The 25,472-nt window shown below is 70.2% G+C and carries 25 protein-coding genes, 2 tRNA genes and 1 pseudogene; 20 read left to right on the top strand and 8 right to left on the bottom strand.

All coding sequences use genetic code 11. From position 1 onward, the window contains the following. Positions 1-256: 256 nt before the first annotated feature. The 3 genes from ACLD7X_RS11580 to ACLD7X_RS11570 are packed head-to-tail and all read left to right on the top strand — an operon-like array spanning position 257 to position 2,331. Entirely contained in the window at positions 257-1,078 is an 822-nt protein-coding gene (locus ACLD7X_RS11580; protein WP_411423784.1) for a HEAT repeat domain-containing protein, read from the top strand. A 30-nt stretch (positions 1,079-1,108) separates the two neighbouring features. Next, entirely contained in the window at positions 1,109-1,849 is a 741-nt protein-coding gene (locus ACLD7X_RS11575) for a HEAT repeat domain-containing protein (protein ID WP_411423783.1), read from the top strand. Continuing rightward, a complete protein-coding gene (locus ACLD7X_RS11570) occupies positions 1,846-2,331 on the top strand; it encodes a low molecular weight protein-tyrosine-phosphatase (RefSeq protein ID WP_411423782.1) in 486 nt (161 codons plus the stop codon). The genes ACLD7X_RS11575 and ACLD7X_RS11570 overlap by 4 nt, the downstream gene beginning before the upstream one ends. Before the next feature lie 19 nt (positions 2,332-2,350). Here ACLD7X_RS11570 and ACLD7X_RS11565 read toward each other — a convergent pair whose 3' ends face one another. Then, a complete protein-coding gene (locus ACLD7X_RS11565; RefSeq protein WP_411423781.1) occupies positions 2,351-3,901 on the bottom strand; it encodes a bifunctional pantoate--beta-alanine ligase/(d)CMP kinase in 1,551 nt (516 codons plus the stop codon). 88 nt (positions 3,902-3,989) lie between these two features. Beyond that, positions 3,990-4,271, bottom strand: a pseudogene (locus ACLD7X_RS11560) (septal ring lytic transglycosylase RlpA family protein); the annotation flags it as partial. A gap of 737 nt (positions 4,272-5,008) precedes the next feature. Here ACLD7X_RS11560 and purM point away from each other — a divergent pair. Together purM and ACLD7X_RS11550 are read left to right on the top strand one after the other, a co-directional pair. After that, a complete protein-coding gene (purM, locus tag ACLD7X_RS11555) occupies positions 5,009-6,043 on the top strand; it encodes a phosphoribosylformylglycinamidine cyclo-ligase (RefSeq protein ID WP_411423780.1) in 1,035 nt (344 codons plus the stop codon). Between the two features lie 298 nt (positions 6,044-6,341). Further along, positions 6,342-6,983 carry a hypothetical protein gene (locus ACLD7X_RS11550; protein WP_412007020.1) on the top strand — a complete coding sequence of 214 codons (642 nt, stop codon included), beginning with the start codon at positions 6,342-6,344 and terminating at the stop codon, positions 6,981-6,983. A 52-nt stretch (positions 6,984-7,035) separates the two neighbouring features. On the opposite strand, the gene ACLD7X_RS11545 is transcribed toward ACLD7X_RS11550, so the two are convergent. Then, positions 7,036-8,004, bottom strand: a complete 969-nt coding sequence (locus tag ACLD7X_RS11545) for an aldo/keto reductase (protein WP_412007021.1) — start codon at positions 8,002-8,004, stop codon at positions 7,036-7,038. Positions 8,005-8,068: 64 nt separating this feature from the next. Here ACLD7X_RS11545 and ACLD7X_RS11540 point away from each other — a divergent pair, with 64 nt between their 5' ends. Then, the gene (locus tag ACLD7X_RS11540) at positions 8,069-8,239 is read left to right on the top strand and encodes a hypothetical protein (RefSeq protein WP_412007022.1); all 171 of its coding nucleotides are present in this window, start codon (positions 8,069-8,071) and stop codon (positions 8,237-8,239) included. Between the two features lie 14 nt (positions 8,240-8,253). Then, positions 8,254-8,733: a hypothetical protein gene (locus ACLD7X_RS11535; protein ID WP_411423776.1), complete on the top strand. Its 480-nt coding sequence runs from the start codon at positions 8,254-8,256 to the stop codon at positions 8,731-8,733. A gap of 4 nt (positions 8,734-8,737) precedes the next feature. On the opposite strand, the gene ACLD7X_RS11530 is transcribed toward ACLD7X_RS11535, so the two are convergent. Continuing rightward, complete coding sequence (locus tag ACLD7X_RS11530; RefSeq protein WP_412007023.1) at positions 8,738-8,920, bottom strand: hypothetical protein; 183 nt, start codon at positions 8,918-8,920, stop codon at positions 8,738-8,740. A gap of 119 nt (positions 8,921-9,039) precedes the next feature. Beyond that, positions 9,040-9,110: transfer RNA gene (locus ACLD7X_RS11525), tRNA-Cys, on the bottom strand. Positions 9,111-9,154: 44 nt separating this feature from the next. Here ACLD7X_RS11525 and ACLD7X_RS11520 point away from each other — a divergent pair. Together ACLD7X_RS11520 and ACLD7X_RS11515 are read left to right on the top strand one after the other, a co-directional pair. Continuing rightward, positions 9,155-10,423, top strand: a complete 1,269-nt coding sequence (locus ACLD7X_RS11520; RefSeq protein ID WP_411423774.1) for a lipid-A-disaccharide synthase-related protein — start codon at positions 9,155-9,157, stop codon at positions 10,421-10,423. 28 nt (positions 10,424-10,451) lie between these two features. Then, positions 10,452-10,709, top strand: a complete 258-nt coding sequence (locus ACLD7X_RS11515; RefSeq protein WP_411423773.1) for a hypothetical protein — start codon at positions 10,452-10,454, stop codon at positions 10,707-10,709. A gap of 12 nt (positions 10,710-10,721) precedes the next feature. On the opposite strand, the gene ACLD7X_RS11510 is transcribed toward ACLD7X_RS11515, so the two are convergent. Further along, entirely contained in the window at positions 10,722-11,396 is a 675-nt protein-coding gene (locus tag ACLD7X_RS11510; RefSeq protein ID WP_411423787.1) for a ribonuclease D, read from the bottom strand. A gap of 91 nt (positions 11,397-11,487) precedes the next feature. Between ACLD7X_RS11510 and ACLD7X_RS11505 the strand changes: the two genes are divergently transcribed. Together ACLD7X_RS11505 and ACLD7X_RS11500 are read left to right on the top strand one after the other, a co-directional pair. Further along, positions 11,488-12,039 carry a cofactor assembly of complex C subunit B gene (locus tag ACLD7X_RS11505; RefSeq protein WP_412007024.1) on the top strand — a complete coding sequence of 184 codons (552 nt, stop codon included), beginning with the start codon at positions 11,488-11,490 and terminating at the stop codon, positions 12,037-12,039. Positions 12,040-12,048: 9 nt separating this feature from the next. Beyond that, positions 12,049-12,942, top strand: coding sequence for a hypothetical protein (locus tag ACLD7X_RS11500; RefSeq protein WP_411423771.1), 894 nt, complete (start codon positions 12,049-12,051; stop codon positions 12,940-12,942). Here the strand turns inward: ACLD7X_RS11500 and hemF are convergent. Beyond that, complete coding sequence (hemF, locus tag ACLD7X_RS11495; protein WP_425625184.1) at positions 12,869-13,987, bottom strand: oxygen-dependent coproporphyrinogen oxidase; 1,119 nt, start codon at positions 13,985-13,987, stop codon at positions 12,869-12,871. The two genes, ACLD7X_RS11500 and hemF, sit on opposite strands and share 74 nt — an antisense overlap. A 112-nt stretch (positions 13,988-14,099) precedes the next feature. Between hemF and ACLD7X_RS11490 the strand changes: the two genes are divergently transcribed. The 8 genes from ACLD7X_RS11490 to ACLD7X_RS11455 all read left to right on the top strand — a co-directional run bounded on the left by ACLD7X_RS11490 (position 14,100) and on the right by ACLD7X_RS11455 (position 24,714). Continuing rightward, positions 14,100-15,203 (top strand): Mrp/NBP35 family ATP-binding protein, encoded by a 1,104-nt coding sequence (locus ACLD7X_RS11490; RefSeq protein ID WP_411423769.1) that lies wholly within the window; start codon positions 14,100-14,102, stop codon positions 15,201-15,203. Positions 15,204-15,207: 4 nt separating this feature from the next. Then, positions 15,208-16,485 carry a rod shape-determining protein RodA gene (gene rodA / locus ACLD7X_RS11485; protein ID WP_411423768.1) on the top strand — a complete coding sequence of 426 codons (1,278 nt, stop codon included), beginning with the start codon at positions 15,208-15,210 and terminating at the stop codon, positions 16,483-16,485. 16 nt (positions 16,486-16,501) lie between these two features. After that, entirely contained in the window at positions 16,502-17,854 is a 1,353-nt protein-coding gene (locus tag ACLD7X_RS11480; protein WP_411423786.1) for a sensor histidine kinase, read from the top strand. 127 nt (positions 17,855-17,981) lie between these two features. After that, on the top strand, positions 17,982-18,413 hold the full coding sequence (psaD, locus tag ACLD7X_RS11475) for a photosystem I reaction center subunit II PsaD (RefSeq protein WP_411423767.1): 432 nt from the start codon (positions 17,982-17,984) through the stop codon (positions 18,411-18,413). 116 nt (positions 18,414-18,529) lie between these two features. Then, complete coding sequence (locus tag ACLD7X_RS11470) at positions 18,530-20,047, top strand: anthranilate synthase component I family protein (protein WP_412007025.1); 1,518 nt, start codon at positions 18,530-18,532, stop codon at positions 20,045-20,047. After that, a complete protein-coding gene (gene gshA, locus ACLD7X_RS11465) occupies positions 20,044-21,234 on the top strand; it encodes a glutamate--cysteine ligase (protein ID WP_411423766.1) in 1,191 nt (396 codons plus the stop codon). The genes ACLD7X_RS11470 and gshA overlap by 4 nt, the downstream gene beginning before the upstream one ends. Continuing rightward, complete coding sequence (gene ppc, locus ACLD7X_RS11460; protein ID WP_411423765.1) at positions 21,231-24,230, top strand: phosphoenolpyruvate carboxylase; 3,000 nt, start codon at positions 21,231-21,233, stop codon at positions 24,228-24,230. Before gshA ends, ppc begins: the two co-directional genes overlap by 4 nt. Before the next feature lie 31 nt (positions 24,231-24,261). Next, positions 24,262-24,714, top strand: a complete 453-nt coding sequence (locus ACLD7X_RS11455; RefSeq protein ID WP_411423764.1) for a hypothetical protein — start codon at positions 24,262-24,264, stop codon at positions 24,712-24,714. A gap of 108 nt (positions 24,715-24,822) precedes the next feature. Here the strand turns inward: ACLD7X_RS11455 and ACLD7X_RS11450 are convergent. Then, positions 24,823-24,896, bottom strand: a tRNA-Arg gene (locus tag ACLD7X_RS11450). A 131-nt stretch (positions 24,897-25,027) separates the two neighbouring features. On the opposite strand from ACLD7X_RS11450, the gene ACLD7X_RS11445 reads away from it, so the two are divergent. After that, positions 25,028-25,472, top strand: a 445-nt coding sequence (locus ACLD7X_RS11445; RefSeq protein ID WP_482763987.1) for a DNA replication/repair protein RecF, incomplete at its 3' end; no start/stop codon positions are given.

Genomic DNA, 25,472 nt, shown 5'->3' with positions numbered 1-25,472 from the left:
TGTCATCGCCAACAACTACATCGACTACGCCATCGCCGCCCTCGTCTGAAATCCCTCCTCAAGGGTTCTTACCTCGGCTCCTCTGGCCCCCGCTCGGGGGCCTTTTTCATGACCTGTCATCATCCAATCCTCAGCCTGTCCGCACCGCCCCAGCCCCCATTCCCGCGCTGGCGGTGATCCTTCATGGCTGCATCTGACCCCTATGGCGGCTTCTGATCCAAGAACTTCGGCGGCCTCGACGGCAGGGGCCCCACGGATGGACTCAGCCGCGGGCCCAACCACGGGCTCGCCCATCAGTGAGACGGAGGCGCTCGAGCGACTCCGCCAGAGCGAGGATCCCTCCCAGCAGTACTACGCCGCCTGGTGGCTCGGGCGCATGCGCAGCCAGCACCCCGACACCATCCCGCTGCTGCGCATGGCCCTGCGACAACGGCGCCCACGGGACCCGGGAGCCGGGGTGGAGGAGAACGCCGTGGCCCGGAACGCCGCCAGGGCCATGGGCAAGCTGGGGCCGGCGGCCGAGACGGCCATTCCGGACCTCCTCGACACCCTGGAGGACCCGGATGACGGGCTGCGGGAGGCGGCGGGCCGGGCCCTGGGAGAACTCCGCGCCGCAGAGGCGGTGGAGGCCCTCTGCCGCCGGCTGGCGAGTGGTCCGGCCGGCGCCGGCGCCCTGCAGCCGAACAGCCCGCGGCTGGTCGAACCCTGCGAAGCCCTGATCGAGGCCATCGGCGAGATCGGTACCGCCAGCCCCGAGGTGATCGGCGTGATCCAGCCCTTCATCGAGCACCCCCGCCCCCTGATCCGCAGCGCCACGGCCCGGGCCCTGCTCCAGCTCACCGGGGAGGAACGCTGGGGCCACATCCTGGTGGAGCTGCTGGGCCATCCCCAGCTGCAGGTGCGCCGCGCCGCCCTCATGGACCTCGGAGCGGCGGGATGGCGCCGGGCCCATCAGGCCATCAGCGCAACCCTGGCGGAGAACAGCCTCAAGCTGATCGCCCTGCGGGGTCTGGTGGAGCGGGGCCACGGTGACCCCGGGGAGGAGGAGCTGCTGGCCTGCATGGACGCCCTCCTGTGACCTCCTCTTGATGACCCTGCAGCTGTGAGCATGAACCTTCGCCAGAACCGCGCCCCCATGGAAGAAGAGGCCGTCGAAGGAGAGGCCATGGAAGGAGAGGTCTTGGACAGCCAGGAGAGGAACGGCCCAGCCCCTGCCGTGGATCTGGGGAGCTTGATCGCCGCCGTCCGGGACGCCGACGACAGCCTCGCCCTGGTGGTGGCCACCCGGGAGCTGGCAGCCAGCCGTCAGCTGGGGGCCGCCCCCACCCTGGTGGAGGTGCTTGGGTTCAACAACCCCGGCGCCGCCGTGACGGCGGTGGAGGGCCTGATTGCCCTCGGCCCTGGAGCCGTCGAAGCGCTGCTCCAGCTGGATGCCCAGAACTACGGCGCCAGGGCCTGGGCCGTGCGGGCCCTGGCCGGCATCGGGGATGTGCGCGGCCTGGACCTGTTGGTGGAGGCCCTGGGCACCGACGTGGCGGCGAGTGTGCGGCGGGCGGCGGCCCGGGGGCTGGGCCAGCTGCGGCTGGAACCCCTGGAGCAGCAGGAGCGCCTCCAGGTGCGGCAGCGCTGCCTGGACGCCCTGCTGGCGGCCACCCACGACGGCGAATGGGTGGTGCGCTACGCCGTGGCCGTCGGTCTGGAATCCCTGGGGCACGGCCAGGTCAGGGACTCCCCGGCCTGGCAACGCGGCCTCGAGGGCCTGCAGGCGCTCTGCAGAGCGGCTGAGGAGAATCCCCCCGTGGTCTGCCTGCGGGCAGAGTTGGCCCTTGCACGCCTGCGCCGCCCTTGACGGAACCGACCCGCGTCCTGTTTGTCTGCCTCGGCAACATCTGCCGCTCTCCCGCAGCGGAAGGGGTGTTTCGCCATCTGCTGGCCCGGGAGGGTCTCGAGGAGCACTTCGAGGTGGATTCGGCCGGCACCGGCGGCTGGCACAGCGGCAAGCCGGCCGATGCCCGCATGCGCGCGGCGGCCCGGCAACGGGGCATCGATCTGACCAGCCGGGCCCGCCAGATCACCCTGGGGGATCTGACCGGCTTCGATCACATCCTCACGATGGACCAGGACAACCTGGCGAGCGTGCGTGCCCTCGCCCAGGAGTTGGGCGGCCGCCCCGGGCTTGCCAGGATCGAGCCCCTCACAGCCTATGGCCGACGACTGCGGGCCGAGGAGGTGCCGGATCCCTACTACGGCGGGCCGGAGGGTTTCGAGCATGTGCTCGACCTGCTCGCGGACGCCTGCGTGGGACTGCTGGAGCACCACCGCCCGGGGTGACGGCGCCCCAAGGCCCGTGTCAGGGCTGCGGGTCCGGATCCGGCCAGGCATCGTGGGGCACCCGGTCACGGAACAGATCCACCAGGGCCTGGATCACCGCCTCGATGGCCATGCCGTCGGTGACCAGCTCCACCGCATCGTCGGCCATCCGCAGGGGGGCCACGGCCCGGGTGGCATCACGGTGGTCCCGCTCGGCGATCTCGGCCTCGAGGACCGGCTGGGATGGGACGGCAAAGCCACGGGCCTCGAGGTCCTGCGCCCGGCGCCGGGCCCGCTCGGCCACCGTGGCGGTGAGAAACACCTTGAGGTCGGCGTCCGGGAAGACAGCCGTGCCGATGTCCCGTCCCTCGGCCACCAGTCCGCCGCGGGAGCCCATGGCCTGCTGCTGAGCCGTGAGGGCGTCGCGCACGCAGCCGTGGGCGGCCACGGCGGAGACCTGCGCCGTCACCTCAGGGCTGCGGATCGCCTCGGTGACGTCGTGGCCATTGATGCAGACCTGCTGGGCCCCCTCCGCGGCCGCGGAGATCTGCAGATCGAGGCCGGCCAATGCCGCCGCCACGGCCTCCGGCAGGGCGGGATCCGCCCCCAGGTGCTGCACCCACCAGGTGACGGCGCGGTACATCGCCCCGGTGTCGAGGTAGATCAGGCCGAGACGTCGGGCGAAGGCGCGGGTCACCGTGCTCTTCCCCGCCCCGGCAGGGCCATCAATGGCAACGATCGGCGAACGGCTCATCAGAAAGGTGTGATCGATCAGGCGACCCGGGCCGCATCGGACGGCGCTCGCCAGCAGACACAACCCTGCCACCCGGTCGACGGGCTCCAGACTATGGGCCATCACCAGTTCGGCGTACTCCACCTCCAGCCCGGCGGCCTCGAGACGCTGCCGCAAGCCCCCGGTGATCGCACCGCCAGGCAGGCCGGACTGGCTGGACGCGATCTTCAGCGCCCTTGGCAGGGCCCCGGCCTGGGTCCGCTGGTCGGCGGAGAGGTAGCGGTTGCGGGAGCTGCAGGCCAGCCCATCGGCCTCCCGCACCGTGGCACAGCCCTGCACCTGCACGGGCAGCCCCAGATCGCGCACCACCCGGCGGAGGATCACGAGCTGCTGCCAGTCCTTCTCCCCCAGCAGCAGGCGCTCGGGGCGGATCAGGGCCAGGAGGCGGACCACCACGGTGGCCACCCCCTCGAAGTGGCCCGGCCGCAGGGGGGCGCAGAGAGACCGCCGCAGTGAGGACGGCGGCTGGACCCGGGTCAGGCCCGCCTCCCCCGCCGGATAGAGCTCAGCCGCCTCCGGCGCGAACAACGCCGCAGCGCCCGCTGCGGCAGCCACCCCTGCATCGGCATCGAGGTTGCGGGGGTAGCGCCCGAAGTCCTCCTGGGGACCGAACTGGAGCGGATTCACGAAGACGCTCACCAGCACCACGGGCTCCCGGCCCGCCACCGGTCGGGCTGCGGCATGGATCAACGCTTCATGCCCTTGATGCAGGGCACCCATCGTGGGAACGAAGTGGATCGGAGCCTCCTGCCGCTGCCGCCAGGCAGCGAGGTCGTGGCAGGTCAGGAGCAGGTGCACGGACGATCCCTGGGGACATGAAAAAACCCACCCGCCAGATTGGCGGATGGGCGGTTCAGCCAGACAGCCAGCCGTGCTGGGCTGCGGATCAGCGCAGGACTTCGAGCTTCACCTGGGCGACGCCACTGGCAGTGAGGCCAACCTCGGAAGCGGCGCCATGGGCCAGGTCGATCACCCGGTTGCCGTGGAAGGGCCCCCGGTCGTTGATCCGAACCACGGTGGTGCGGCCGTTGCGGAGGTTGGTGACCCGCACCTTGGTGCCGAACGGGAGGGTGCGATGGGCCGCGGTGAGGGTGCCGCGTCGGAAGACCTCACCGTTGGCCGTGCGGTTGCCATAGAAGCCGGGGCCATACCAGCTGGCCTGACCCTGGATCACCTTGACGACCCGAGGAGAGGGTGCCGGTGCTGGGGTGGGGGCGATCCGCACCGGAGGAGCCACGGGCTGGGGGGCGTCCTCGACGGTGGGGACCAGCTCGGTGTCGCGGATGGCGACCCGGGTCCCGGTGGGAGTCCCGGCGGGCTCGAGACCTGCAGCGGGGAGAGCGAGCTCCCGGGTGGTCGCGAGGGCGGAATCGGCGATGGCGGGAACCAAGGCGCTGCCGGAGAGAAGCAGGGCAAGAGCCCCTAGCGAGAAGGTTCGGCGCATAACGGGCGAAACTCGCTGGAGACCAGCAACCACCCCTTTGGGGATGGCTCACCGGCGTTGGATTCGCTTGGGCTCTTATCCGGGCTCCAGAAACTCCAGAAGATCTGGTGTTCCGGAGCCGGTGGAATGGGGCCACTCAGGAAGCGAATTCGCCTGCGGAGTTCCTGACGGGAATAACGACGGCGCAAACCTAACTGGATCAGACAGGCAATTTGGTGAGCAACGCAACAGGCAGCACCGATCAGAAATGGTCATCACACCAGACTCACAAGGCCCCAGCAGGGCTCGAGGCGCTGGAGCCGGCGCCGATCAATCAGGCAACCCAATGGCCTCCATAAGGCACACTGATTGCCGCATGTGCCGATCGACGGATTGACCACTTGCGCGGCGCCTGTCTGGTGGGGCAGCGGCCGGCCCGTGGCGTTGGAGGATCGTTGCCAGCCTGGATCGGGACTCGAGCGATGGATTACCGCACTGCCGGCGTCGACGTGGTCGCAGGCCGCGCCTTCGTGGAGCGCATCCGCAGCAGCGTCGAGGCCACCCGGCGCCCTGAGGTGGTGGGCGGCCTTGGGGGCTTCGGGGGCCTCTGCCGCCTGCCGTCAGGCCTGCGGGAGCCCCTGCTGGTGTCCGGGACCGACGGGGTGGGGACCAAGCTGGAGCTGGCCCAGGCCCATGGCCGGCACCACGCGGTGGGAATCGATCTGGTCGCCATGTGCGTCAACGACGTCATCACCAGCGGCGCCGAGCCCCTGTTCTTTCTCGACTACATCGCCACCGGCAAGCTCAGCCCCGAAGCGATGGCCGAGGTGGTGGAGGGCATCGCCGACGGTTGTCGCCAGAGCGGATGCGCACTCCTGGGGGGCGAAACCGCCGAAATGCCGGGGTTCTACGGACCCGGTCGCTACGACCTGGCGGGATTCTGCGTGGCCGTGGTCGAGGCGAGCGCCCTGATCGACGGCCGCTCCATTGCGGCAGGGGACAGGATCATCGGCGTGGCCAGCAGCGGTGTGCACAGCAACGGGTTCAGCCTGGTGCGCCGGATCCTCGAGGCCCGGGGTGTCGGCACCGCGACCCCACTGCCCGGAGGGGACGCCCCCCTCATCGACACCCTGCTGACTCCGACCCGGCTCTACGGAGCCCTGGTCAGGTCCCTGCTCCAGGCGGCCGTGCCCATCCGGGGCATGGCCCACATCACCGGAGGGGGATTGCCGGAGAATCTGCCCCGCTGCCTGCCGGACGGGGTCCAGGCCCTGCTGAATCCGGCCAGCTGGGAGCGTCCCCCGGTGTTCCGCTGGCTGCAGGAGGCCGGGGATGTCCCCGAACCCGACCTCTGGAACACCTTCAATCTCGGGGTGGGTTTCTGCCTGGTGGTGCCTGCCGATGCCCTGACCCTGGCGCTGGCGACCTGCAGGGAGGCCGGCTACGAGGCCTGGCCCCTGGGCGAGGTGGTGACCCGGCAGCCAGGCGATCCGGTTCTGGTGGGTCTGCCCAGCTGACGGAGGGCTGCGTCAGATTGGATGTCCCAAGGCCCGGCGGGTTGGCTGGCAGCCGTTCCCACGGCATCACGGCATACAGTCCGCAGTCGAGAGACGAGGCCTTGACGGGAGGAGGTGGCGTGCAATGAGGTGTGCAACCGCTTTTCGAACCCGATCACCGTCCTTGGCCGTCGCCCTCCTCCGGCACCGCCCCCAGCACCGTCGTCAGCCTCGCCACCCGCCTCGCTGACAGCCCAGGGCCCGAGCCAGCGCCGTTGATGCCCAGCTCTGAACGTGGTTTTCGCCTGAGTAGTCCCGCATGAATAGTCCCCAGACCTCCCTGACCTCCGGCCAACGCATCACCCGGCGCCGCAGTTCGGCCGGCCCGGTTCCGCCCGCCCGGCCAAACCGTCCGCGGGATCCCGTCCCCGCCGCCCTGCGGGGCGGCATGCGGCCCACGTTCCTCACCCTCCGGGACCATGGCAAGGTCTACGTCGCTGACCTGCCGCGACTCTCCGACGGGCAGCTCGCCCATATCGCCAAGGAAGTGCACGAGGTGCTCGACAGCCTGCGCAGGCGCCTGGCCGAGCTGGAGGCCCGGACCGCGCTGACCCCGGCGGAGCAGGACACCCGCATCCGCGCCAACACCAAGCGCGAGGTGACGGAGCGCTTCATCCGTGCGATCGAAGAGGAGCAGGAGCTGCGCAGCAACAATCCGGCTCTGCGCGCAGCGGCCGGCGAATCCCTCGCCCGGGTCTTCATGGAACTGGCCCGCCACCGTCTGCAGGGGGCCACGTTCGATTCGCTCCTGCAGGAGGCCCTCCAGGCCTGTGGCCCTGAGGCCGCGCCGTCGCTGGCGGCGATGGAGGAGCTGGGGGATCCAGGCAGCCTGGCGGTCAGCCCCCTGGTGCGGCCCCAGGCGATGCCGGTGGTGCTCACGCCCGAGCCCGCCGCCTCCTGAGGCCGGCCGGCGGCCGCTCGGCCCAGCTCAGGCCTCCGGCCCAGGAGAGCGCTCAGGCGCTGGTGAAGGGATTTCCGGGCATGCGCCGGCGCAGCTGCCGGGCCTGACGGTCCAGGGCGTCCCGTGCCGCAGGCTCGAGCTGCCAGCAGAGGGCTTCCGCCACCCCCTCGACCTGCTCGGGGCTCCGCAGACCCGGGATCGGCATGGCGCCGTGGGAGCGGCACCAGTTCAGCGCCACGGCGGCCAGTGGGGCCCCATGGGGAGCCGCCACCGCCGCCATGGTCGCCAGCAGCGGCGCCACCTCCGGCGCCAGCCGACGGAACAGGGCTCCCCGGGGACCACGGGGGACGGACTCACCAGGGCCGCGGCCGAGCAACCCCAGGGCCAGGGGGCTGTAGGCAATCAGCTCAATCCCCAGCTCGCGGCAGACCTCCACGACCCCACCCGGCTCGATCCCTCCCGGACAGAGCAGCGAGAACTGCACCTGCAGGCTGGTCAGGGGCACGCCCCGCCGAGCCAGCTGGCCATGGATCCGGCGGAGGCGCTGCGGCCCCATGTTCGAGACCCCCAGGGAGGACACCTCACCCCGGAGCACCAGATCCGCCAGGCCATCGAGCAGGGGCCCTTCCTGCCAGGGGGCGTAGCGGGAGGTGCTCCAGTGCAGCTGCACCCGATCCAGCTGGCCCTGCAGGCGCTTCCGGGAGGCCGCGAACGCTCGCGCGAAGCCCTGCCGGCCCAGGCGCCAGGGGAAGGGCGCCAACTTGGTCGCCAGGCACAGCCGGGACCGCTGGGCAGGGTCGAGGCCGGCACAGAACCGGCCCAGCAAGGTTTCACTGCGGCCGTTGAGGCGGCCCGTGCCGTAGGAGTCCGCCGTGTCGAAGAACCGCAGCCCGAGCTCCACGGCGCGGCGGAACGTGGCCTCCAGCTGCCCATCCTGGCTGGGGTCATACCCCCAGAGGAACTGGTTGCCCCACGCCCAGGTGCCCACGCCGATGCCCGGCAAGCCTGCAGAGGCGGGCAAGACGGGCGACGACGGGGGTGAATGCGCCATGGTGAAACGGTCTGCCTGCTCCGATGCGGCCACTATGAGCACCCTGCCCCCACAGGCCCCGACCACCCCGTTCGTCCACCCCCCGTGCTCCTCCCCTTCCCAGCCGCAGCCCGGCAGCGATCCGGTGCTCTGCGGCCACTGCGGCCGCACGGCCAGCAATGGCATCAGCTGCCAGGGCCACTGCGTCGCCGACTCGGGTTACTGACGCTGCCCTGGTTCGTGCTGGGCCTCCTCGGGGTGCTGGCGCCGGCCTCGGCCGAGGGCTACGGACGCTGGGAGGCCGAGACCAACACCTGCACCTTGCGGACCGAAGCCCAGGCCCCGGACAGCGGCGCGAGACCCCAGACCTGCCGGGCGATCAGGCTGGAGCAGAACCTGGAGGGCATGCTCACCGTGCGGTTCCTCTCCACGGGGGTGGCAGAGGATGTGGCGGTGGAACAACTGATCTTCGTGGGCCAGCTGGCCACGGGCCAGGAACCGATGCGCTGCAACCGCGAAGCCCGCTGTGATCCCCAGTGGCCCACCAGCCTCACCGTGACCACGGTCGCCGCGAGCCGCTACAGCCCCCGGGGCCTGCTGATCAGCCTGCCGCGAACGCACCTGGCCCGGGGTTCATGCCGGCTGGAGGAACGGCAGCTGCGCTGCGAGGCCAGGAGCACCAGCGGTGGTGCCAGCTGGGAGGCGGAAGCGAGGCGCTAGCCCTTCAGCGCCCCCCCATCACCTCGGACTGGGTCTGGGACCCGCTCTGGTGGCCGTCGAGATGGCGCTCACACGCCCCTGCCGGGGAAGCCGAGAGGGCGCCAGCGCCCGCCATGGCCACGACGATCAGACCGGCGAGCACACGGCCCCGGCGGACGGCTGGGAAGCCGGGATGGGCTGGACGCATGGCTGGAGAAGCCGACATGGCCCTGAAGCTAGACATCCGACCGGCCATGGTCAGCCTGGTGTGCGGCAATGTCGGCGTTGAAGGACCGTTGAGGGGAGAAATGAGGCAGGAAAGAAGAGAGGCGGCACCCAGATTCGAACTGGGGGTAAAGGATTTGCAATCCTCTGCCTTACCACTTGGCCATGCCGCCGGCCAGGGATCAAACTCCCGTGAGCGGATCGTATCAGCCATGGCATGCCCCCCCCGCTGCTGGTCCTGAGCAACGGCCACGGGGAGGATGCCATCGCCCTGCGGCTCGTGGAGGCGCTGCACCGCCGGCTGGCCGGACTCGAGATCGCCGTGCTGCCCCTGGTCGGCGAAGGGCAGAGCTTCGCGTCCGCGGAGGAGGGCGGCCTGGTGCGCCGGGTCGGTCCGCGGCGCTCCCTGCCCAGCGGCGGATTCAGCAACCAGAGCCTCAGCGGGCTGAGGCGTGATCTGGCGGCCGGACTCCCCCAGCTGAGCTGGCGGCAGTGGCAGTGGGTGCGGGCATGGGGCCGCAGCGGCGCCCCCGTGCTCGCGGTGGGAGACCTGCTTCCCCTCCTGCTGGCCTGGGCCAGCGGCGCGCCGTTCGGGTTCATCGGCACACCGAAGAGCGACTTCACTTGGGCGTCGCCGCCTCCGCCGGGCTGGGGAGCCACTCCCCTGGCGGACGGCTATCACGCCTGCAAGGGCAGCGAGTGGGATCCCTGGGAGTGGCGGCTGATGGGCCACAGGCGCTGCCGCCTGGTCGCGGTGCGCGATCGGCTCACGGCCCGGGGGCTGCGGCGTCGCGGGGTGGCGGCCCTGGCTCCCGGCAACCCCATGACCGACGGTTTCGAGGCGGCCGATGCTCCTCCGGCCTGGCTCGCCCGCCAGCAGCGGCTGCTGCTGCTGGCGGGAAGTCGGATGCCGGAGGCCCTGGAGAATGCGGCCCGGATGCTGACAGCCCTGGAGCAGTGGCGGCCCCAGGGACCGACGGCCCTGCTGGTGGCCAGCACCTCCCGGCCAACCGCCACCGAGTGGCACACCCTGCTGACCGCAAGGGGTTGGCGTCCCCTGCCCCCGGACCCCGAGCGGGCCGGCACGGGTGCCGACAGCCGCTGGGGCCGTGGGCCCCTCACCCTGCTGCTGGGTTCGGGCTGCTTCGGCCGCTGGGCCCGCTGGGCGGAGCTGGGCCTGGCCACCGCGGGCACGGCGACCGAACAGCTCACCGGGCTGGGGGTGCCGGCGCTGTCGCTGCCTGGCCCGGGGCCCCAGTTCAAGGCGGGCTTCGCCCGCCGCCAGAGTCGCCTGCTGGGGGGCGCGGTGCAGCCCTGCCATGGCTCGGCCGAACTGGTCGAACAGCTCAGCCGCTGGCTGGCAGATCCAGGCCTGCGCGCACGGCTCGGCCGGATCGGCCGGCACCGCATGGGCCCGCCGGGAGGCAGTGATCGCCTGGCCGAGCTGATCGAGCAGCGGCTGCTGCGAACCGACCGACTGGGATGATGCCCCTCATTCCCGAGGGTCTCCACCGATGGCCGGCATCCAGGATCGGGCTTACACCATCGCCTGCAGCCGCCTCGCCAGCGTCCTGGGGGTGAGTCTGGCCTCCGCTCGCCGCAAGGTCGACGTCCAGGCCGCCGCCGCCGGAATACGGGACGGGGCGGACAAACTGGCCCTGGCCGAGGAGATGCTGGCAGCGGCCAGCAGCGGCAGTGCCTCCACCCACGAACTGCTCTCCTCCCTGCTGGAGGCCGTCGGCAACGACGAACACTTCATGCTGGAGGACTGAAGCCTGCCCCGCTCAGCGGTTGCCGCCGCTGGAATGCTCGAACAGCAGCGGGAAGCGTTGCCGGTCCAGATCGGCCAACACCGGCAGGCAGCGGAAGCAGCGCTGCGCCAGCTCCCAGCGCTCCTCGCGGCGCAGCATCGTCTCCAGCCGGTCGCGGGCCGGGAGCAGGTAGCGCACATCCCCGGCGGCGTAGGCCAGCTGTGCCTCGCTGAGGTCCTCCACCTGCCCCCAGTCGGAACTCTGGGCCCGCTTGTCCAGTTCAACCCCCACCAGCTCCTGCACCACGTCCTTGAGGCCATGGCGGGGGCTGTAGGTGCGGCCCAGCCGGCTGCCGATCTTGGTGCAGAAGATGGGATCCACCGCCATCCCGAGGTTCTCGGCCAGGGCTGCCACGTCGAAGCGGGCGAAGTGGAACACCTTCTCGATGGCGGGGTTCTCCATCAAGGCCTGGAGGAGGGGAGCCCGCTGCTGACCACGGGCCAGCCGGATGCAGCAGACGTTGTCGGCGTCATCGCAGATCTGCACCAGGCAGAGCCGATCGCGGCCATGGATCAGGCCCATCGCCTCGGTGTCCACGGCCAGGGCCCGCGCTCCGGCATAGAGGGCGGCCCATTCCGCATCGAGATCACCGTCGAAGACGGCGAACCGGGCCGGCTCGGGCAGGTTGCTGGGGGGGGCGGCAGTCATGGCGAGGGAAGGGCACAGGGGTGGAACCGGGTCCATGTTGGACGCCGCCCACCGGAGCCTCCCCGCAGAATGGGTTGAGTTCTGCAGCTCCATGAATCCCACCGGCTCCACCCTGGTCCTGACCCTGCTGCTCGCGGTGGGGCTGGTCTTCTTTCTGCGGGCCGCCAGCAAGGACCGCACCACCACGGTGGAGGTCCGCTCCTCCCGTCCTCCCCTGGAGGTGCTCGAAAGCCTGAGCAGCTGGCTTCAGCAACGGGGCTGGACGGCAGAGGAGACCAACCCCGAGCACCGCAGCCTGCGCTTCCGCGGCCAGGTCCGCTCGAGCGCGCTACTGGCCGGTCTCCTGTCGCTGCTGGGGGGCGTGGGAGCCGGCTGCCTCGGCCTGGTGGTGCGGCAGATCGAGCCCGCCCTGGGCTGGTGGCCCCTGATCCTGGTGGCCCTGGGCCCCCTGGCAGGGGTGCTCTACCGGCGCCGGGCCGCACGGGCCGAAACCGTCGAACTGCGCCTGATCAGCCATGACCAGGCCACCGGCAGCGCCCTGCGGCTGCGCGCCCACCGGGACGAGCTGATCGCCCTGGAACTGGAGCTCGGGCCGAAGCTGGGGCTGTTCAGTGATGCCAATCTGCTCAGCTCACCCATCTAGCGGATCGCCATGGCCCACCCCAGAGCCCTGCTGCTGATCGGCCTGGCCGCCCTGCTGAGCGTGCCTGGAGCGATCGCCCGCGCGCCGATGCTGCTGGATCCCGATCCGCTCACCGGCCCCCGCAGTCGCCTCAGCCGCAACAAGGACTGGGTCGGCCTGCGGCCCCTTGCCGCGGGCACCGAGATCCTGGTGATGGCCGGCCATGCCGACTCCCAGGGCATCGCCGGGGCCGGCACGGCCGGCGAGGCGGTGGATCGGCTGGGGGCACGCCCGATGCAGCCGGGGATCCGCGACGAGCTGTACTGGAATCTCGTCACCGCCCGGGCCGTGGTGGCCCTGGGGCGGCAACGCGGCCTGGCGATCCGGCTCTATGAGCCCCCCGTGCGCACCATCGCCGACGGCGACGACCCCCGCACCAACTGGAGCGTGGGCAAGGCCCATGCCGCGGCGGGAGGTTATGCCCTCGAGATCCATTACGACGCCTACGGCCCCGATGGGGTCGGCTCGGGGTTGATCCCGCCCCTGCATCGCCAGCCCAGCCGGCTCGATGAGAGCCTTGCCCTCGCCTTCGGCTCCTATCCGCTGCACTACCGCGAGGGTCTCGGGGCTCCCCGCCGCGGGATCGCCATCCTGGAGATCGGCAAGCTGGAGGGAGCCCTCGAGCGCACCCTCCGGGACCCCTCCCGCCGCGACGCCGCCGTGGAGGCGATCGCCCGCCGGGTGGTGGAGGCCCTGGAGCAGGGCCTGGATCGCGGGCCGGGGAGATTTCCGGCCCAGCCCGTGGGAGCGGGATCGATCCCCACCGCTGCTGCAGGGCTCAGGCCGCTCGTCAGTGCACCGCCTGGTGCGGAGCGCAGCGCCCCTCGAGTGCCGGGTCCTCCAGCCAGTCCTGAGGCCGAGTGAACAGATCGGTGAGCAGGGCTTCGCGGCTGCCGGCCTCGGGCTGGTAGCCGTACTCCCAGCGCACCAGGGGAGGAAGGGACATCAGGATCGATTCGGTGCGGCCATTGGTCTGGAGGCCGAAGATCGTGCCGCGATCGAACACCAGATTGAACTCCACGTAGCGCCCGCGGCGGTACAACTGAAACTCCCGTTCCCGATCGCCGTAGGCGAGACCCTGGCGCCTTTCGGCGATCGGCACATAGCTGGGCAGGAACCCATTTCCACAGGCACTGGCCAGCTGGAACAGCTGCTCCCACCCCTGGGCGATCGGGCCGAGCCTCCGACTCACCGCCGCGGCTGGCCCCTCCGGATCCTGGCCCTTGTAGAGCACACCACGGGGATCCTGGTAGTCGTAGAAGATCCCCCCCACCCCGCGGGTTTCCTGGCGGTGTTTGAGGAAGAAGTATTCGTCGCACCAGGGTTTGAACACCTGGTAGTACGCCGGATTGACGCTGTCGCAGGCGGCCTTGAGGGTGCGGTGGAAGTGGCGGGCATCCTCGAGGAACGGGTAGTACGGGGTGAGATCGGCGCCACCGCCGAACCACCACACCGGACCGGCCTCGAAGTAGCGGTAGTTGAGATGGACGGTGGGGATGTAGGGATTGCGGGGGTGGAGCACCATCGAGGTGCCGGTGGCAAACCAGTTGTGACCGCGGGCCTCGGGTCGCTGACTGAGGATCGACGGGGGCAGCTCCGATCCCTCCACTTCCGAGAAGTTGACGCCCCCCTGCTCGAAGACGCGGCCCTCCTTCATCACCCGCGAGCGGCCACCGCCACCCTCGGGCCTCACCCAGCTCTCCTCAGCGAAGCGACCCTCGCCATCGACCGTCTCGAGACCCGCGCAGATGGAATCCTGCAGCCCCATCAACAGGGCCCTGGCCCTGGCGCGGGAGTCTGCCGGGGGAGCCTCCAGCGGCGACGCCTCGGCTTTGCCGCCGGCGAGACTGCTGTCCCCTCGCGTCAACAGGTCCTTCTGCATCGCACCGCGCCCGAACGGCGCCTCCAATCAGGTTCACCATTTCAGCCTGACGGACCGCTTCACAAGTGTTCGAGAGGCTCTGTCACGGCAGTCACCCCGGTGAGGACACCTAGGATCGGCCTCCCTGAACCCTGGTTGGATGGCCACTGCTGAGCAGGCCCAAGCCGCCCTCACCGCCGTGAAGGACGCCGGCAGCGGCCGCAACCTGCTCGAGCTGGGCTGGATCCAGGAGCCGCGCCTGCAGGGGCAGCGGGCCGTGATCCGCCTCGCCTTGCCCAGCTTTGCCCAGAGCCAGCGCGACCGCATCGTGGCCGAGGCCCGCGAGGCCCTGCTCAGCCTCGAGGGGATCGATGACGTGCAGATCGAGCTGGCCCAGCCCGCCGCCGCGGCCTCGGCTGGAGCCCCGATCGGGGCGGCCGGTCATGGTCCTGGAGGCCACGGCCAGCTGCCGGAACGCCAGCCGATCCCGGGGGTGCGGCAGGTGATTGCCGTGAGCAGCGGCAAGGGTGGCGTGGGCAAGAGCACGGTGGCCGTGAACCTGGCCTGCGCCCTGGCCCGCACCGGACTGCGGGTGGGCCTGCTGGACGCCGACATCTACGGCCCCAACGCCCCCACCATGCTCGGCGTGGCCGACCGCACCCCGGAGGTGCGCGGCGAAGGCGCCGGCCAGGTGCTGGTCCCCATCCCCAGCTGCGGCATCGCCGTGGTCTCCATGGGCCTGCTGATCGACGCGAACCAGCCCGTGATCTGGCGGGGGCCGATGCTCAACGGCATCATCCGCCAGTTCCTCTATCAGGTCGACTGGGGCGAGCGCGATGTCGTGGTGGTGGACCTTCCACCCGGTACGGGCGATGCCCAGCTCACCCTGGCCCAGGCCGTGCCGATGGCCGGCGTGATCGTGGTGACCACCCCGCAGGAGGTCTCCCTCGCCGACGCCCGCCGCGGCCTGGCGATGTTCCTCCAGATGGGCGTGAACGTGCTCGGGGTGGTGGAGAACATGAGCGGGTTCATTCCTCCCGATGCCCCGGAGAAGCGCTACCCGATCTTCGGCAGTGGCGGCGGCGCCCGGCTGGCTGAGGAGGCCGGGGTTGCCCTGCTCGCCGAGCTGCCCCTCGAGATGCCCGTGCGGGAAGCCGGGGACAGCGGCCGCCCGGTGGTCATCGCCGAGCCCGACTCAGTCACGGCCAGGGCCTTCCTCGATCTGGCCGCCAGGATCGCCACGCTCGCTCCGGTGGCCGCCTGAGCGGATGCTGAGCCTGCCGCGGCGCGGCCGGGGACTGTTCTCCGGCGGCCCTGGGGTCCGACGCCGCCCCCTCGCCGACGTGGACTGGCTCCTCTGGGGCATTCCCCTGGCCATGGTGCTCGTGGCCGGCATCCTGATCGCCAGCACCCAGCGCCAGGCCGACTACGCCGACTGGTACCAGCACTGGGTGACCGGAGCAGTGGGGATGGGGCTGGCCCTGCTGCTGGCCCGGATGCCCCTGGAGCGGCTGCTGCCCTTCAAATGGGTCATCTACGGGGCCCTGGTGGCCAGCCTCGTGGCGGTTCGGATCGTCGGGGTGAGCGCCCTGGGGGCCCAGAGCTGGATCAACATCGGCGGCTTCTATGTGCAGCCCTCCGAATTCGCCAAGCTTGGAGCGATCCTCCTGCTGGCCCAGGTGCTGGCCCGCCATCCGATCGAGCGCCCGGTCGACCTGGTCCGTCCGGTGAGCCTGATCGGTCTGCCCTGGCTGCTCGTGTTCATCCAGCCTGACCTCGGCAGCTCCCTGGTGTTCGGGGCCGTGCTGCTGGTGACGCTGTTCTGGGCCGGCATGCCCGGAGCCTGGGTGGTGCTGCTCCTGTCGCCGCTCGTGAGCGCCATCGCCGCGGGAACCCTGCCCTGGCTGCTGATCGGCTGGATCCCCCTGGTGGGATGGCTGGCCTGGAGCTCTCTGCCCTGGAAACGGGTGGTGCTGGCTGTCAGCGTGGCGGTGCAGGGGCTGTTCGCCGTGCTCACCCCGTGGCTCTGGGAGCACGGCCTGCGGCCGCACCAGCGCGACCGCCTCACCCTCTTCCTCGACCCCGGCCAGGACCCGCTGGGGGGTGGGTATCACCTGTTGCAGAGCACCGTGGGCATCGGCAGTGGCCAGCTGTGGGGCACCGGACTGATGCAGGGCTCCCTCACCAAACTGCGCTTCATTCCGGAACAGCACACCGATTTCATCTTCAGCGCCCTCGGCGAGGAGACCGGCTTCATCGGCTCGGTCCTGGTCGTGGTGGGCTTCGTGCTGCTGATGTGGCGGCTGCTGCAGATCGCCGGCCGTGCCCGCACCGATTACGAGTCGCTGGTGGTGGTGGGCATCGGGGCGATGCTGATGTTCCAGGTGGTGGTGAACATCAACATGACGATCGGCCTCGGTCCCATCACCGGCATTCCGCTGCCGTTCCTGAGCTATGGCCGTTCGGCCATGCTGATGAATTTCATGGCCCTGGGGCTCTGCGCCTCAGTGGCCCGGCGCGGCCGTTCGTCCCAGAGCCGCTGGTAGGGAGCTGAATGTCTTGGTGAGCCTCGCCCAGCTGAAGCGTTGCCTGGCCGAGGGAGTGCCCGCGGGATCCAGCAACGAGGACGGGGTCCGTCGCCAGTGGTGGGCGGCCCTGGCCACGCTCCAGGAAGACTTTCTCCTCCCCCGTGGAAACGTTTCGGGCCTCTGGCTGGCGGCGCCTCTGCCGGCGCTCTACGAACCCGCGCTGCTCCAGCGCCTGCAGGGCTGGGTGTGGAGCCCGGCCCCGCTCGACGAACTGCTGCCCTCCACCGCCCCCCTGTTGCCGGGTTCGGCACCCGAGCCGCTGAGCGGCGGGGGGTTTCAGCGTCTTCCCCTGGAGCCGGAGGATGGCAGCGATCCCCTGCTGCTGCTGATCACCCCGGGGCTCCAGGTGGCGCTCTGCCTGGACGGCCCCCCCAACGCCCGCCGGCTGGTGGTGCGCTTCGATCCCGAGGTGCTCTCCACGGCCCTGTCGCTGATCCACCAACGGCTGGAACGCACCGACAGCGCCGCCGCCCAGGGCCTGCGCGACGCTGTGCAACGCCTCGGCCCCCTCCACAGCGACCCATCCCTCGGCACGCAGTTCTGGCCCCGCCTGGCGGACCGTCTGGCGACCATGGCGCCGAGCCTGACCCTGCAGCCCCTGGTGCATGGGCCCCGGCGGGAGACGCCCCAGGCGGTCAGCAGTGAGCTGGCCCTGCTCGAAGCCCTCACCCACGAGGTGCGCACCCCGCTGGCGACGATCCGCACCCTGATCCGCTCGCTGCTGCGACGGTCCGATCTGCCCGCCGTGGTGCGTCAGCGCCTCGAGCAGATCGACGGGGAATGCAGCGAACAGATCGACCGCTTCGGCCTGATCTTCCTGGCCGCCGAGCTGCAGCGCGAGCCCGGGCAGCAGCCGGGCCAGGCGGGTCCGCCGCTGGCCCGCACCGACCTGAGCCAGCTGCTGCGGGCCCTCGAAGAGCTCTGGGGGCGCCAGCTGGCGCGGCGTGAACTGGTGCTGCGCCTCACCATCGCCGAGGGCCTGCCGCCGGTGCTGAGCGATCCGGCCAGGCTCGAAACCATGCTCGGCGGGCTGATCGACCGCTTCAGCCGCAGCCTGCCGGCCGGCAGCACCGTGCATCTCTCCCTGCAGCCAGCGGGGGCGCGGCTCAAGCTGCAGCTGAGCAGCGAGGGGACGGCGGCGGGATTCGCGGGCACCGACCACGAGGCCCAGCGGCGTCACCTGGTGGGCCCGGTGCTGAGCTGGAATCCCGCCACCGGGAGCCTCCAGCTCAGCCGCCAGGCCACCCAGCAGCTGTTCGAACGCCTCGGGGGGCGGCTCACCGAACGCAGCGGCAGCGGCCTGACGGTGTTCTTCCCAGCCTGCTGAACCGGCCCGGCACGCTCAGCCCGGCCGGTTTGTTGACGGGTGTGAAGAGTGGGGGACTCGGGCCGAGGGGGCCAAAAACGCGGTGCTAGTTTCCCGCTGAACCAGTCTGCCGACACCTGAATTAGCCATGACAGCAACGGCGCTGAGCGGTCAACTTCCCAAGTACATCGGCAGCACGGGCGGGCTGCTCAACGCCGCTGAAACCGAAGAGAAATACGCCATCACCTGGACGAGCTCCAAGGCTCAGGCCTTCGAGCTCCCCACGGGCGGCGCTGCCGAGATGAACGAGGGCGAGAACCTCATGTATTTCGCCCGCAAGGAGCAGTGCCTGGCCCTGGGCACCCAGCTGCGCACCAAGTTCAAGCCTCGGATCGAGGACTACAAGATCTACCGGATCTACCCCGGCGGCGACACCGAGTACCTGCATCCCAAGGACGGTGTCTTCCCCGAGAAAGTCAACGAGGGACGTCCGATCGTGGGACACAACCCCCGCAGCATCGGTGCCAATGTGAACCCCTCGACCCTCAAGTTCACCGGTAAGAACACCTTCGACGCCTGAGCCCCACCTGAGCCCTCCCGGTTGTCGTCCAACCAACTCCTATAAAGGCGGGGCCCGGCGCCCCGTTTTTTTTGCCTGCCGGTCCTCCGATGTTGCAGTCCGATCGCCCTGCTTCCATGGCCCCTGGCTCCATGGACCAGGCCTTCCGCGATCAGGTGGCGGCAGGCAAGACCTTCATCCCGCTCTGGAAGCGCTGGCCTGCGGATCTCGAAACGCCGCTGACCACCTGGCTCAAGGTCGGCGCCGCCAGTGCCCATGGGGTGCTGCTGGAATCGGTCGAGGGGGGCGAGCGCATCGGCCGCTGGAGCTTTGTGGTCAGTGAGCCGCTCTGGACCCTCACCAGCCGGGGGGAGCAGTCTGTGCGGGAGTGGCGCGATGGCCGGCAGGAGGCCCTCAGCGGCAATCCCTTCGACCTGCTGCGCCGCTGCCTCGAGCCCCTGAGCAGCAGCCCGATCCCCGGACTGCCCCCGGTGGGCCACCTGTTCGGCTTCTGGGGCTACGAACTCATCCGCTGGATCGAGCCGAGCGTGCCCGTCCACCCCCGCGCCGATGGAGCCCCGCCGGATGGCTGCTGGATGCTGGCCGACAGCCTGCTGGTCTTCGACCAGGTGAAGCGCCAGATCACCGCCATCGCCTACGCCGATCTCAGCGGCGGCGAGGACCCGGCCACGGCCCACGCGGCCGCGGCCAACCGCATCGCCGCCCTGGAAACCCGCATGCACGAGCCCCTGCCCGCGGGGGTCACGCCCCTGCAGTGGCATGACAGCCAGTCCACCGAGATCAAGGCCACCAGCAACCGCAGCCGGGCCGATTTCGAGTCGGCCGTGGAGCGGGCCCGGGACCATATCGCCGCCGGGGACGTCTTCCAGCTCGTGCTCAGCCAGCGGCTGGAGAGCCGGTTCAGCCGGGATCCCTTCGAGCTGTACCGCAGCCTGCGGATGGTGAACCCCTCCCCCTACATGGCCTTCTTCAATTTCGGCGACTGGCACCTGATCGGCTCCAGCCCTGAGGTCATGGTCAAGGCGGAACCGGTGGCCGGAGGGAGCATCCAGGCCTCCCTGCGGCCGATCGCGGGCACCCGACCGCGCGGCGCCGACGAGGCGGAGGACCGGGCCCTGGAGGCCGAGCTGCTGGCGGATCCGAAGGAACGGGCCGAGCACGTGATGCTGGTGGACCTGGGCCGCAATGACCTGGGCCGGGTGTGCCGGCCGGGGACCGTCCGGGTCACCGATCTGATGGTGATCGAGCGCTATTCCCATGTGATGCACATCGTCAGCCAGGTCGAGGGTCTGCTGGCCCCGGACAAATCGGTGTGGGATCTGCTGATGGCGGCCTTCCCGGCCGGCACCGTGAGTGGCGCCCCGAAGATCCGGGCCATGCAGCTGATCCATGACCTCGAGCCCGATGCACGCGGGCCCTACTCGGGGGTCTACGGGGCCGTGGACCTGGGCGGCGCGCTCAACACCGCCATCACCATTCGCACCATGGTGGTCCAACCGACCGCCGATGGCTCCTGGCGGGTCCAGGTGCAGGCAGGAGCCGGCCTGGTGGCCGATTCCCGCCCAGCGGCGGAGTATCAGGAGACCCTCAACAAGGCCCGAGGCATGCTCAAGGCCCTGGCCTGCCTGGAGTGAACCAACCCGACGCGCCACAGACGACCACGGTCGCCCCCCTGCTGCTCAAGGGCTTCGAAGTGGAGCTCTACACCGGCCGCCGTGATGGCACGGTGGTGGGCTGCTCAGCAGAGGCCGCGGCAGCCCTGCAGGGGTTCGTCACCGAGCCGGACCACCGCAACCTGGAATACATCACACCCCCGGAGGCGAGTTACGCCCGCCAGCTCAGCCTGCTGCTCGAGCCGCGGCGACGCCTGCGGCGCTGGCTGCAGCAGCGGGACCTCACCCTGCTGCCCGGCAGCACCCTCAGCCTGGGGGACAGTGGCCACTTCGAGCGGTCCGACCCCGCCAACCCCTACCACGACTACATCGAGCAGACCTACGGCACCCGTGTGGTGACGGCCAGCGTCCACATCAATCTCGGACTCACCGCCATGGAGCCGCTGTTTGCCGGCCTGCGGCTGCTGCGCTGTGAGGCCTCCCTGCTGCTGGCCCTCAGCGCCAGCTCCCCCTTTCTCGACGGCGCCGTCACCGGTGCCCACTCCCAGCGCTGGCTCCAGTTCCCCCTCACACCCGCCGAGGTGCCCCTGTTCCTCAGCCACGGGCACTACGTCGACTGGATGGAGCAGCAGCTGCAGCGCGGCACCATGCAGAACGTGCGGCATTTCTGGACCTCCGTGCGCCCCAACGGGGAAGACCGCCCCTACGGCCTCAACCGGCTGGAGATCCGCATCTGCGACCTGGTCAGTGACCCGGTTCTGCTGCTGGCGATCACGGCCCTGGCGGAGCTCCGTGTGCGGCTGGCCCAGAACGACCCCGAGCAGTGGGACCCTCTGCGGGCCAGCCGGCTGGACACCGATGAGCTGGCCCGCCTGGCCGACGCCAACGACCGCGCCGCGGCCCGGTCCAGCCTGGACGCCACGCTGCGCCACTGGCGCGACGGCACGCCGATCCAGGCGCGCGCCTGGCTGCGGCAGCTGCTCGAGGAGGTTGCCCCCCTGGCCGCGGCCTTCGGCCTCACGCCGGTGATCGAACCGCTGGAGGCGGTGCTGGAGCAGGGCAACCAGGCCATGCGCTGGCTGGGCCGTCACCGGAACGGTGAAACGATCCGTGCGATCGTGGCCGACGAGGTCAGGGTCATGGTGGAGCAGGAGGATGAACTCGCCGCCATGACGGGCACAGACGCAGCACTGGGCCTTTTGGGATGATCCTCACCACCAGCGACGACCGACCAGCCTCCATGCGGCAGTTCGTGCCTCCCGTCGTCGAACCCTCGCAGCGGGCGACCCGGCTGCTGGGGGAGCGGCTGGAGCTGGTCGAGGACCTTTGGGAAACGGTGCTGCGCAGCGAGTGCCCGCCGAGCCACGCCGAGCGGCTGCTGCGCCTCAAGCAGCTCAGCGATCCCAGCGAATCCGGCACCGCGGTCGCCGACACGGCCGACGCCATCGTCCAGTTGATCCGGGAGATGGACCTGGCCGAGGCCATCGCCGCGGCGCGGGCCTTCTCGCTTTACTTTCAGCTGGTCAACATCCTCGAACAGCACATCGAGGAAGACAGCTACCTCGACAGCCTCAAGACGCTGCCGGAGGCGGCCTCCAGCGATCCCTTCCTGCCACCCCTCGCCAGCCAGACCGAACCGGCCACATTCCGGCAGCTGTTCGAACGCCTGCGCAACCTGAATGTTCCGCCGGCCCAGATCGAGAACCTGCTGCGCAATCTGGACCTGCGCCTGGTGTTCACGGCCCACCCCACCGAAATCGTGCGGCACACCGTGCGCCACAAGCAACGGCGCGTGGCCACCCTGATCCAGACGCTCGAACAGGGCAGCGGACTCAACCGGGTGGAGCGGCAGAGCCTGCGGCTCCAGCTGGAGGAGGAGATCCGGCTGTGGTGGCGCACCGACGAACTGCACCAGTTCAAGCCCACCGTGCTCGATGAGGTCGACTACGCCCTCCACTACTTCCAGCAGGTGCTCTTCGAAGCCATGCCGCTGCTGCGCCAGCGGATCCGCTCGGCGCTGCTCGACACCTACCCCGACGTGGAGGCCCCCCGCGACTCCTTCTGCACCTTCGGCTCCTGGGTGGGGGCCGACCGGGACGGCAACCCGTCGGTGACCCCGGAGATCACCTGGCGCACGGCCTGCTTCCAGCGCCAGCTGATGCTGGAGCGCTACATCAAGGCCGTCGGTGAACTGCGGGACCAGCTCAGCATCTCGATGCAGTGGAGTCAGGTCAGTCCGGCGCTGCTGGAATCCCTGGAGATGGACCGGCTCCGCTTCCCGGAGATCTACGAGGAACGGGCTGCCCGCTACCGCCTCGAGCCCTACCGCCTCAAGCTGAGCTACGTGCTCGAGCGGCTCCGGCTCACCCATGGGCGCAACCAGCTCCTGGCCGATGGGGGCTGGGAATCGCCCTGTGACGGCCTCGCCACCCTGCCCGCCTCGATCGGCAACCTCAGCGGCTCACCGGTGCAGGAGCTCCACTACGGAGCAGTGGATGAGTTCCGCACCGACCTCGAACTGGTGCTCCAGAGCCTGGAGAGCACCGGCCTGAGCTGCGAATCGCTGCAGCACCTGATCAGCCAGGTGCAGATCTTCGCCTTCTGCCTGGCCAGCCTCGACATCCGCCAGGAGAGCACCCGCCACAGCGACGCCCTCGACGAGCTCAGTCGCTACCTGCAGCTGCCCGTGCCCTACGGGGAGATGGACGAGGAACAGCGGGTGGCCTGGCTGCTGGGCGAGCTGCAGACCCGGCGGCCCCTGCTCCCACCGGCAGCCAGCTGGACCCCCACGACGGCCGAGACCTTCGCGGTGCTGCGCATGGTGCAGCGCCTCCAGCAGGAGTTCGGCACACGGATCTGCAGCACCTACGTGATCTCCATGAGTCACACGGTCTCGGATCTGCTGGAAGTTCTGCTGCTGGCCAAGGAGGCGGGTCTGGTGGACCCCGTGGCCCAGCGCTCGAGCCTGCTGGTGGTGCCGCTGTTCGAGACCGTCGAGGACCTCCAGCGCGCTCCGGAGGTGATGGCCCAGCTGTTCAGCCAGCCCTTCTACCGCCACCTGCTGGCCAGCGGGGAGACCGGCCAGCCCCTTCAGGAGGTGATGCTCGGCTACTCGGACAGCAACAAGGATTCCGGCTTTCTCTCCAGCAACTGGGAGATCCACAAGGCCCAGATCGCCCTGCAACAGCTCGCAACCGAGCACGATGTGGCCCTGCGGATCTTTCACGGCCGGGGTGGATCCGTGAGCCGCGGTGGTGGGCCGGCCTACCAGGCGATCCTCGCCCAGCCCAACGGCACCCTGAGCGGAAGGATCAAGATCACCGAGCAGGGGGAGGTGCTGGCGTCCAAATACTCCCTGCCCGAGCTGGCTCTCTACAACCTCGAGACCCTCACCACCGCGGTGCTGCAGAACAGCCTGGTGAGCACACCGGTGGACAACACCCCCAGCTGGAACGAGCTGATGGGGCGGCTGGCGGCCCGCTCCCGCGACTTCTACCGGACCCTGGTGCATGACAACCCCGACCTGGTGGCCTTCTTCCAGCAGTGCACCCCGATCGAGGAGATCAGCAAACTCCAGATCTCCAGCCGTCCGGCCCGTCGCAAGAGCGGCGCCAAGGATCTCTCCAGTCTGCGGGCCATTCCGTGGGTGTTCGGCTGGACCCAGAGCCGCTTCCTGCTCCCGAGCTGGTTCGGGGTGGGGGCCGCCCTGCGGGATGAGCTGGATCAGGATCCCGAGCAGCTGGAATTGCTGCGCCTGCTCTACCAGCGCTGGCCGTTCTTCCGGATGCTGATCTCGAAGGTGGAGATGACCCTCTCGAAGGTCGACATCGACCTGGCCCACCATTACGTGCAGGCCCTGGGCCGGCCCGAGCGCCGTGAGGCCTTCGAGCAGATCTTCGCCACGATTGCCGCGGAGTTCGATCTGACGCGCGATCTGGTGCTGGCCATCACCGGCCATCAGCGCCTGCTGGACAGCGATCCCGCCCTGCAACTGTCGGTGGATCTGCGCAACCGCACCATCGTGCCCCTGGGGTTCCTCCAGGTCGCCCTGCTGCGGCGGTTGCGCGACCAGAACCGACAGCCCCCGATGAGCGAGGCTGCCACCGGCAGCGGCGATGGCCGCACCTACAGCCGGAGTGAACTGCTCAGGGGCGCCCTGCTCACCATCAACGGCATTGCCGCCGGCATGCGCAACACCGGCTGACCCCTCGCAAGCGATCACCCTGGGCTCCCTGTTGATCCCCTTCCGTCCGCCAACCCCGCCCCCCCGTCTGCAGGAGGGCTACCGGCTCCTGCTCGATCCCTGGCCGGATCCGCGGGCCCTGAACCACCTGCTTGCGGCGGCCGGTGATGCCCCCCGGACTCCCGAGCGCTGGCAACGGGCCCTGGAGCGCAGCCTCTGGCACCTGGGCGTGGAGGATCCCCAGGGCCATCTGGTGGGCTTCGTGCGCGCCACCAGCGACCTGGCGCTCAACGCCAACCTCTGGGACCTGAGCACCGATCCGGCCGAGCCCACCCGGGACCAGGTGATGCTGGCGCTGGTGCAGGCCTCCCTGGCCCGGCTGCGGCGGGAACTCTCCGGCTGCAGCGTGTCCCTGTCGGCACCGCCGGGGTCGCTCAAGGCCCTCGAGCGCCAGGGGTTCATCGTGGATCCGGGCGGGATCCGGGCCATGGGGCTGTGGCTCTGACCGCGGGCCGTGGGCGGCCCAGCAACAAAAAAGCCTTCCGGTTCCGGCCGGAAGGTGAAAGTCCCGCAGCAGCGGGGAATGGGCGTCGAGGCCAGGGCGTGGGCTCAACGAGCATGGAGGGACTCGAACCCCCGACCCTCAGAACCGGAATCTGATGCTCTATCCAACTGAGCTACATGCCCACCACCGGGATTCGTTCCCGGAGGCCCTACCTTAGCCGCTCACCGCCTCGGGACCCATCCGGCTGCAACGCCTCGAGCTGCTGCAGTTCCGCAACATCGCGCGGCTCGACCTCAGCCTGGAGGCCCCCAGGTTGCTGGTGCTCGGGCCGAACGGCGAGGGAAAATCCAACCTGCTCGAATCCGTCGAGCTGCTGGGGTCCCTGCGCTCCCATCGCACGGGCTCCGATCGGGATCTGATCCAGCAGGGATGTCCGGCCGCCGTCGTGCGCGGCCGGACGGCGGCGGGGGACGAGCTGCAGCTCGAGCTGCGGCGCTCCGGCGGCCGCCAGGCCCGCCGCAACGGCAAGATCCTCGAACGCCAGCTGGATCTGCTGGGTTCCCTGCGCTGCGTCAGCTTCAGCGCCCTGGACCTGGACCTGGTGCGGGGGGAACCTGCCGGCCGTCGCCAGTGGCTGGACCGGGTGGTGCTCCAGCTCGAGCCGCTCTACGGCGACCTGCTGAGTCGTTACGGCAGGCTGCTGCGGCAGCGCAGCCAGCTGCTGCGACGCGGCCTGGGCGGCATGGAGCAGTCCGCCC

Source organism: Aphanothece microscopica RSMan92 (assembly GCF_046613545.2).
GTDB lineage: Bacteria > Cyanobacteriota > Cyanobacteriia > PCC-6307 > Cyanobiaceae > NIES-981.
This window is presented reverse-complemented; position numbering and strand designations above follow the sequence as displayed.

Coding starts and splice junctions, on each gene's coding strand:
- purM (WP_411423780.1), top strand. CDS start 5,009: ATGGATTACCGCACTGCCGGCGTCGACGTGGTCGCAGGCCGCGCCTTC.
- ACLD7X_RS11505 (WP_412007024.1), top strand. CDS start 11,488: ATGAATCCCACCGGCTCCACCCTGGTCCTGACCCTGCTGCTCGCGGTG.
- ACLD7X_RS11520 (WP_411423774.1), top strand. CDS start 9,155: ATGCCCCCCCCGCTGCTGGTCCTGAGCAACGGCCACGGGGAGGATGCC.
- ACLD7X_RS11550 (WP_412007020.1), top strand. CDS start 6,342: ATGAATAGTCCCCAGACCTCCCTGACCTCCGGCCAACGCATCACCCGG.
- ACLD7X_RS11515 (WP_411423773.1), top strand. CDS start 10,452: ATGGCCGGCATCCAGGATCGGGCTTACACCATCGCCTGCAGCCGCCTC.
- ppc (WP_411423765.1), top strand. CDS start 21,231: ATGATCCTCACCACCAGCGACGACCGACCAGCCTCCATGCGGCAGTTC.
- ACLD7X_RS11575 (WP_411423783.1), top strand. CDS start 1,109: ATGAACCTTCGCCAGAACCGCGCCCCCATGGAAGAAGAGGCCGTCGAA.
- ACLD7X_RS11530 (WP_412007023.1), bottom strand. CDS start 8,920: ATGCGTCCAGCCCATCCCGGCTTCCCAGCCGTCCGCCGGGGCCGTGTG.
- ACLD7X_RS11510 (WP_411423787.1), bottom strand. CDS start 11,396: ATGACTGCCGCCCCCCCCAGCAACCTGCCCGAGCCGGCCCGGTTCGCC.
- psaD (WP_411423767.1), top strand. CDS start 17,982: ATGACAGCAACGGCGCTGAGCGGTCAACTTCCCAAGTACATCGGCAGC.
- ACLD7X_RS11500 (WP_411423771.1), top strand. CDS start 12,049: ATGGCCCACCCCAGAGCCCTGCTGCTGATCGGCCTGGCCGCCCTGCTG.
- ACLD7X_RS11540 (WP_412007022.1), top strand. CDS start 8,069: ATGAGCACCCTGCCCCCACAGGCCCCGACCACCCCGTTCGTCCACCCC.
- ACLD7X_RS11470 (WP_412007025.1), top strand. CDS start 18,530: ATGGCCCCTGGCTCCATGGACCAGGCCTTCCGCGATCAGGTGGCGGCA.
- ACLD7X_RS11490 (WP_411423769.1), top strand. CDS start 14,100: ATGGCCACTGCTGAGCAGGCCCAAGCCGCCCTCACCGCCGTGAAGGAC.
- ACLD7X_RS11580 (WP_411423784.1), top strand. CDS start 257: ATGGACTCAGCCGCGGGCCCAACCACGGGCTCGCCCATCAGTGAGACG.
- rodA (WP_411423768.1), top strand. CDS start 15,208: ATGCTGAGCCTGCCGCGGCGCGGCCGGGGACTGTTCTCCGGCGGCCCT.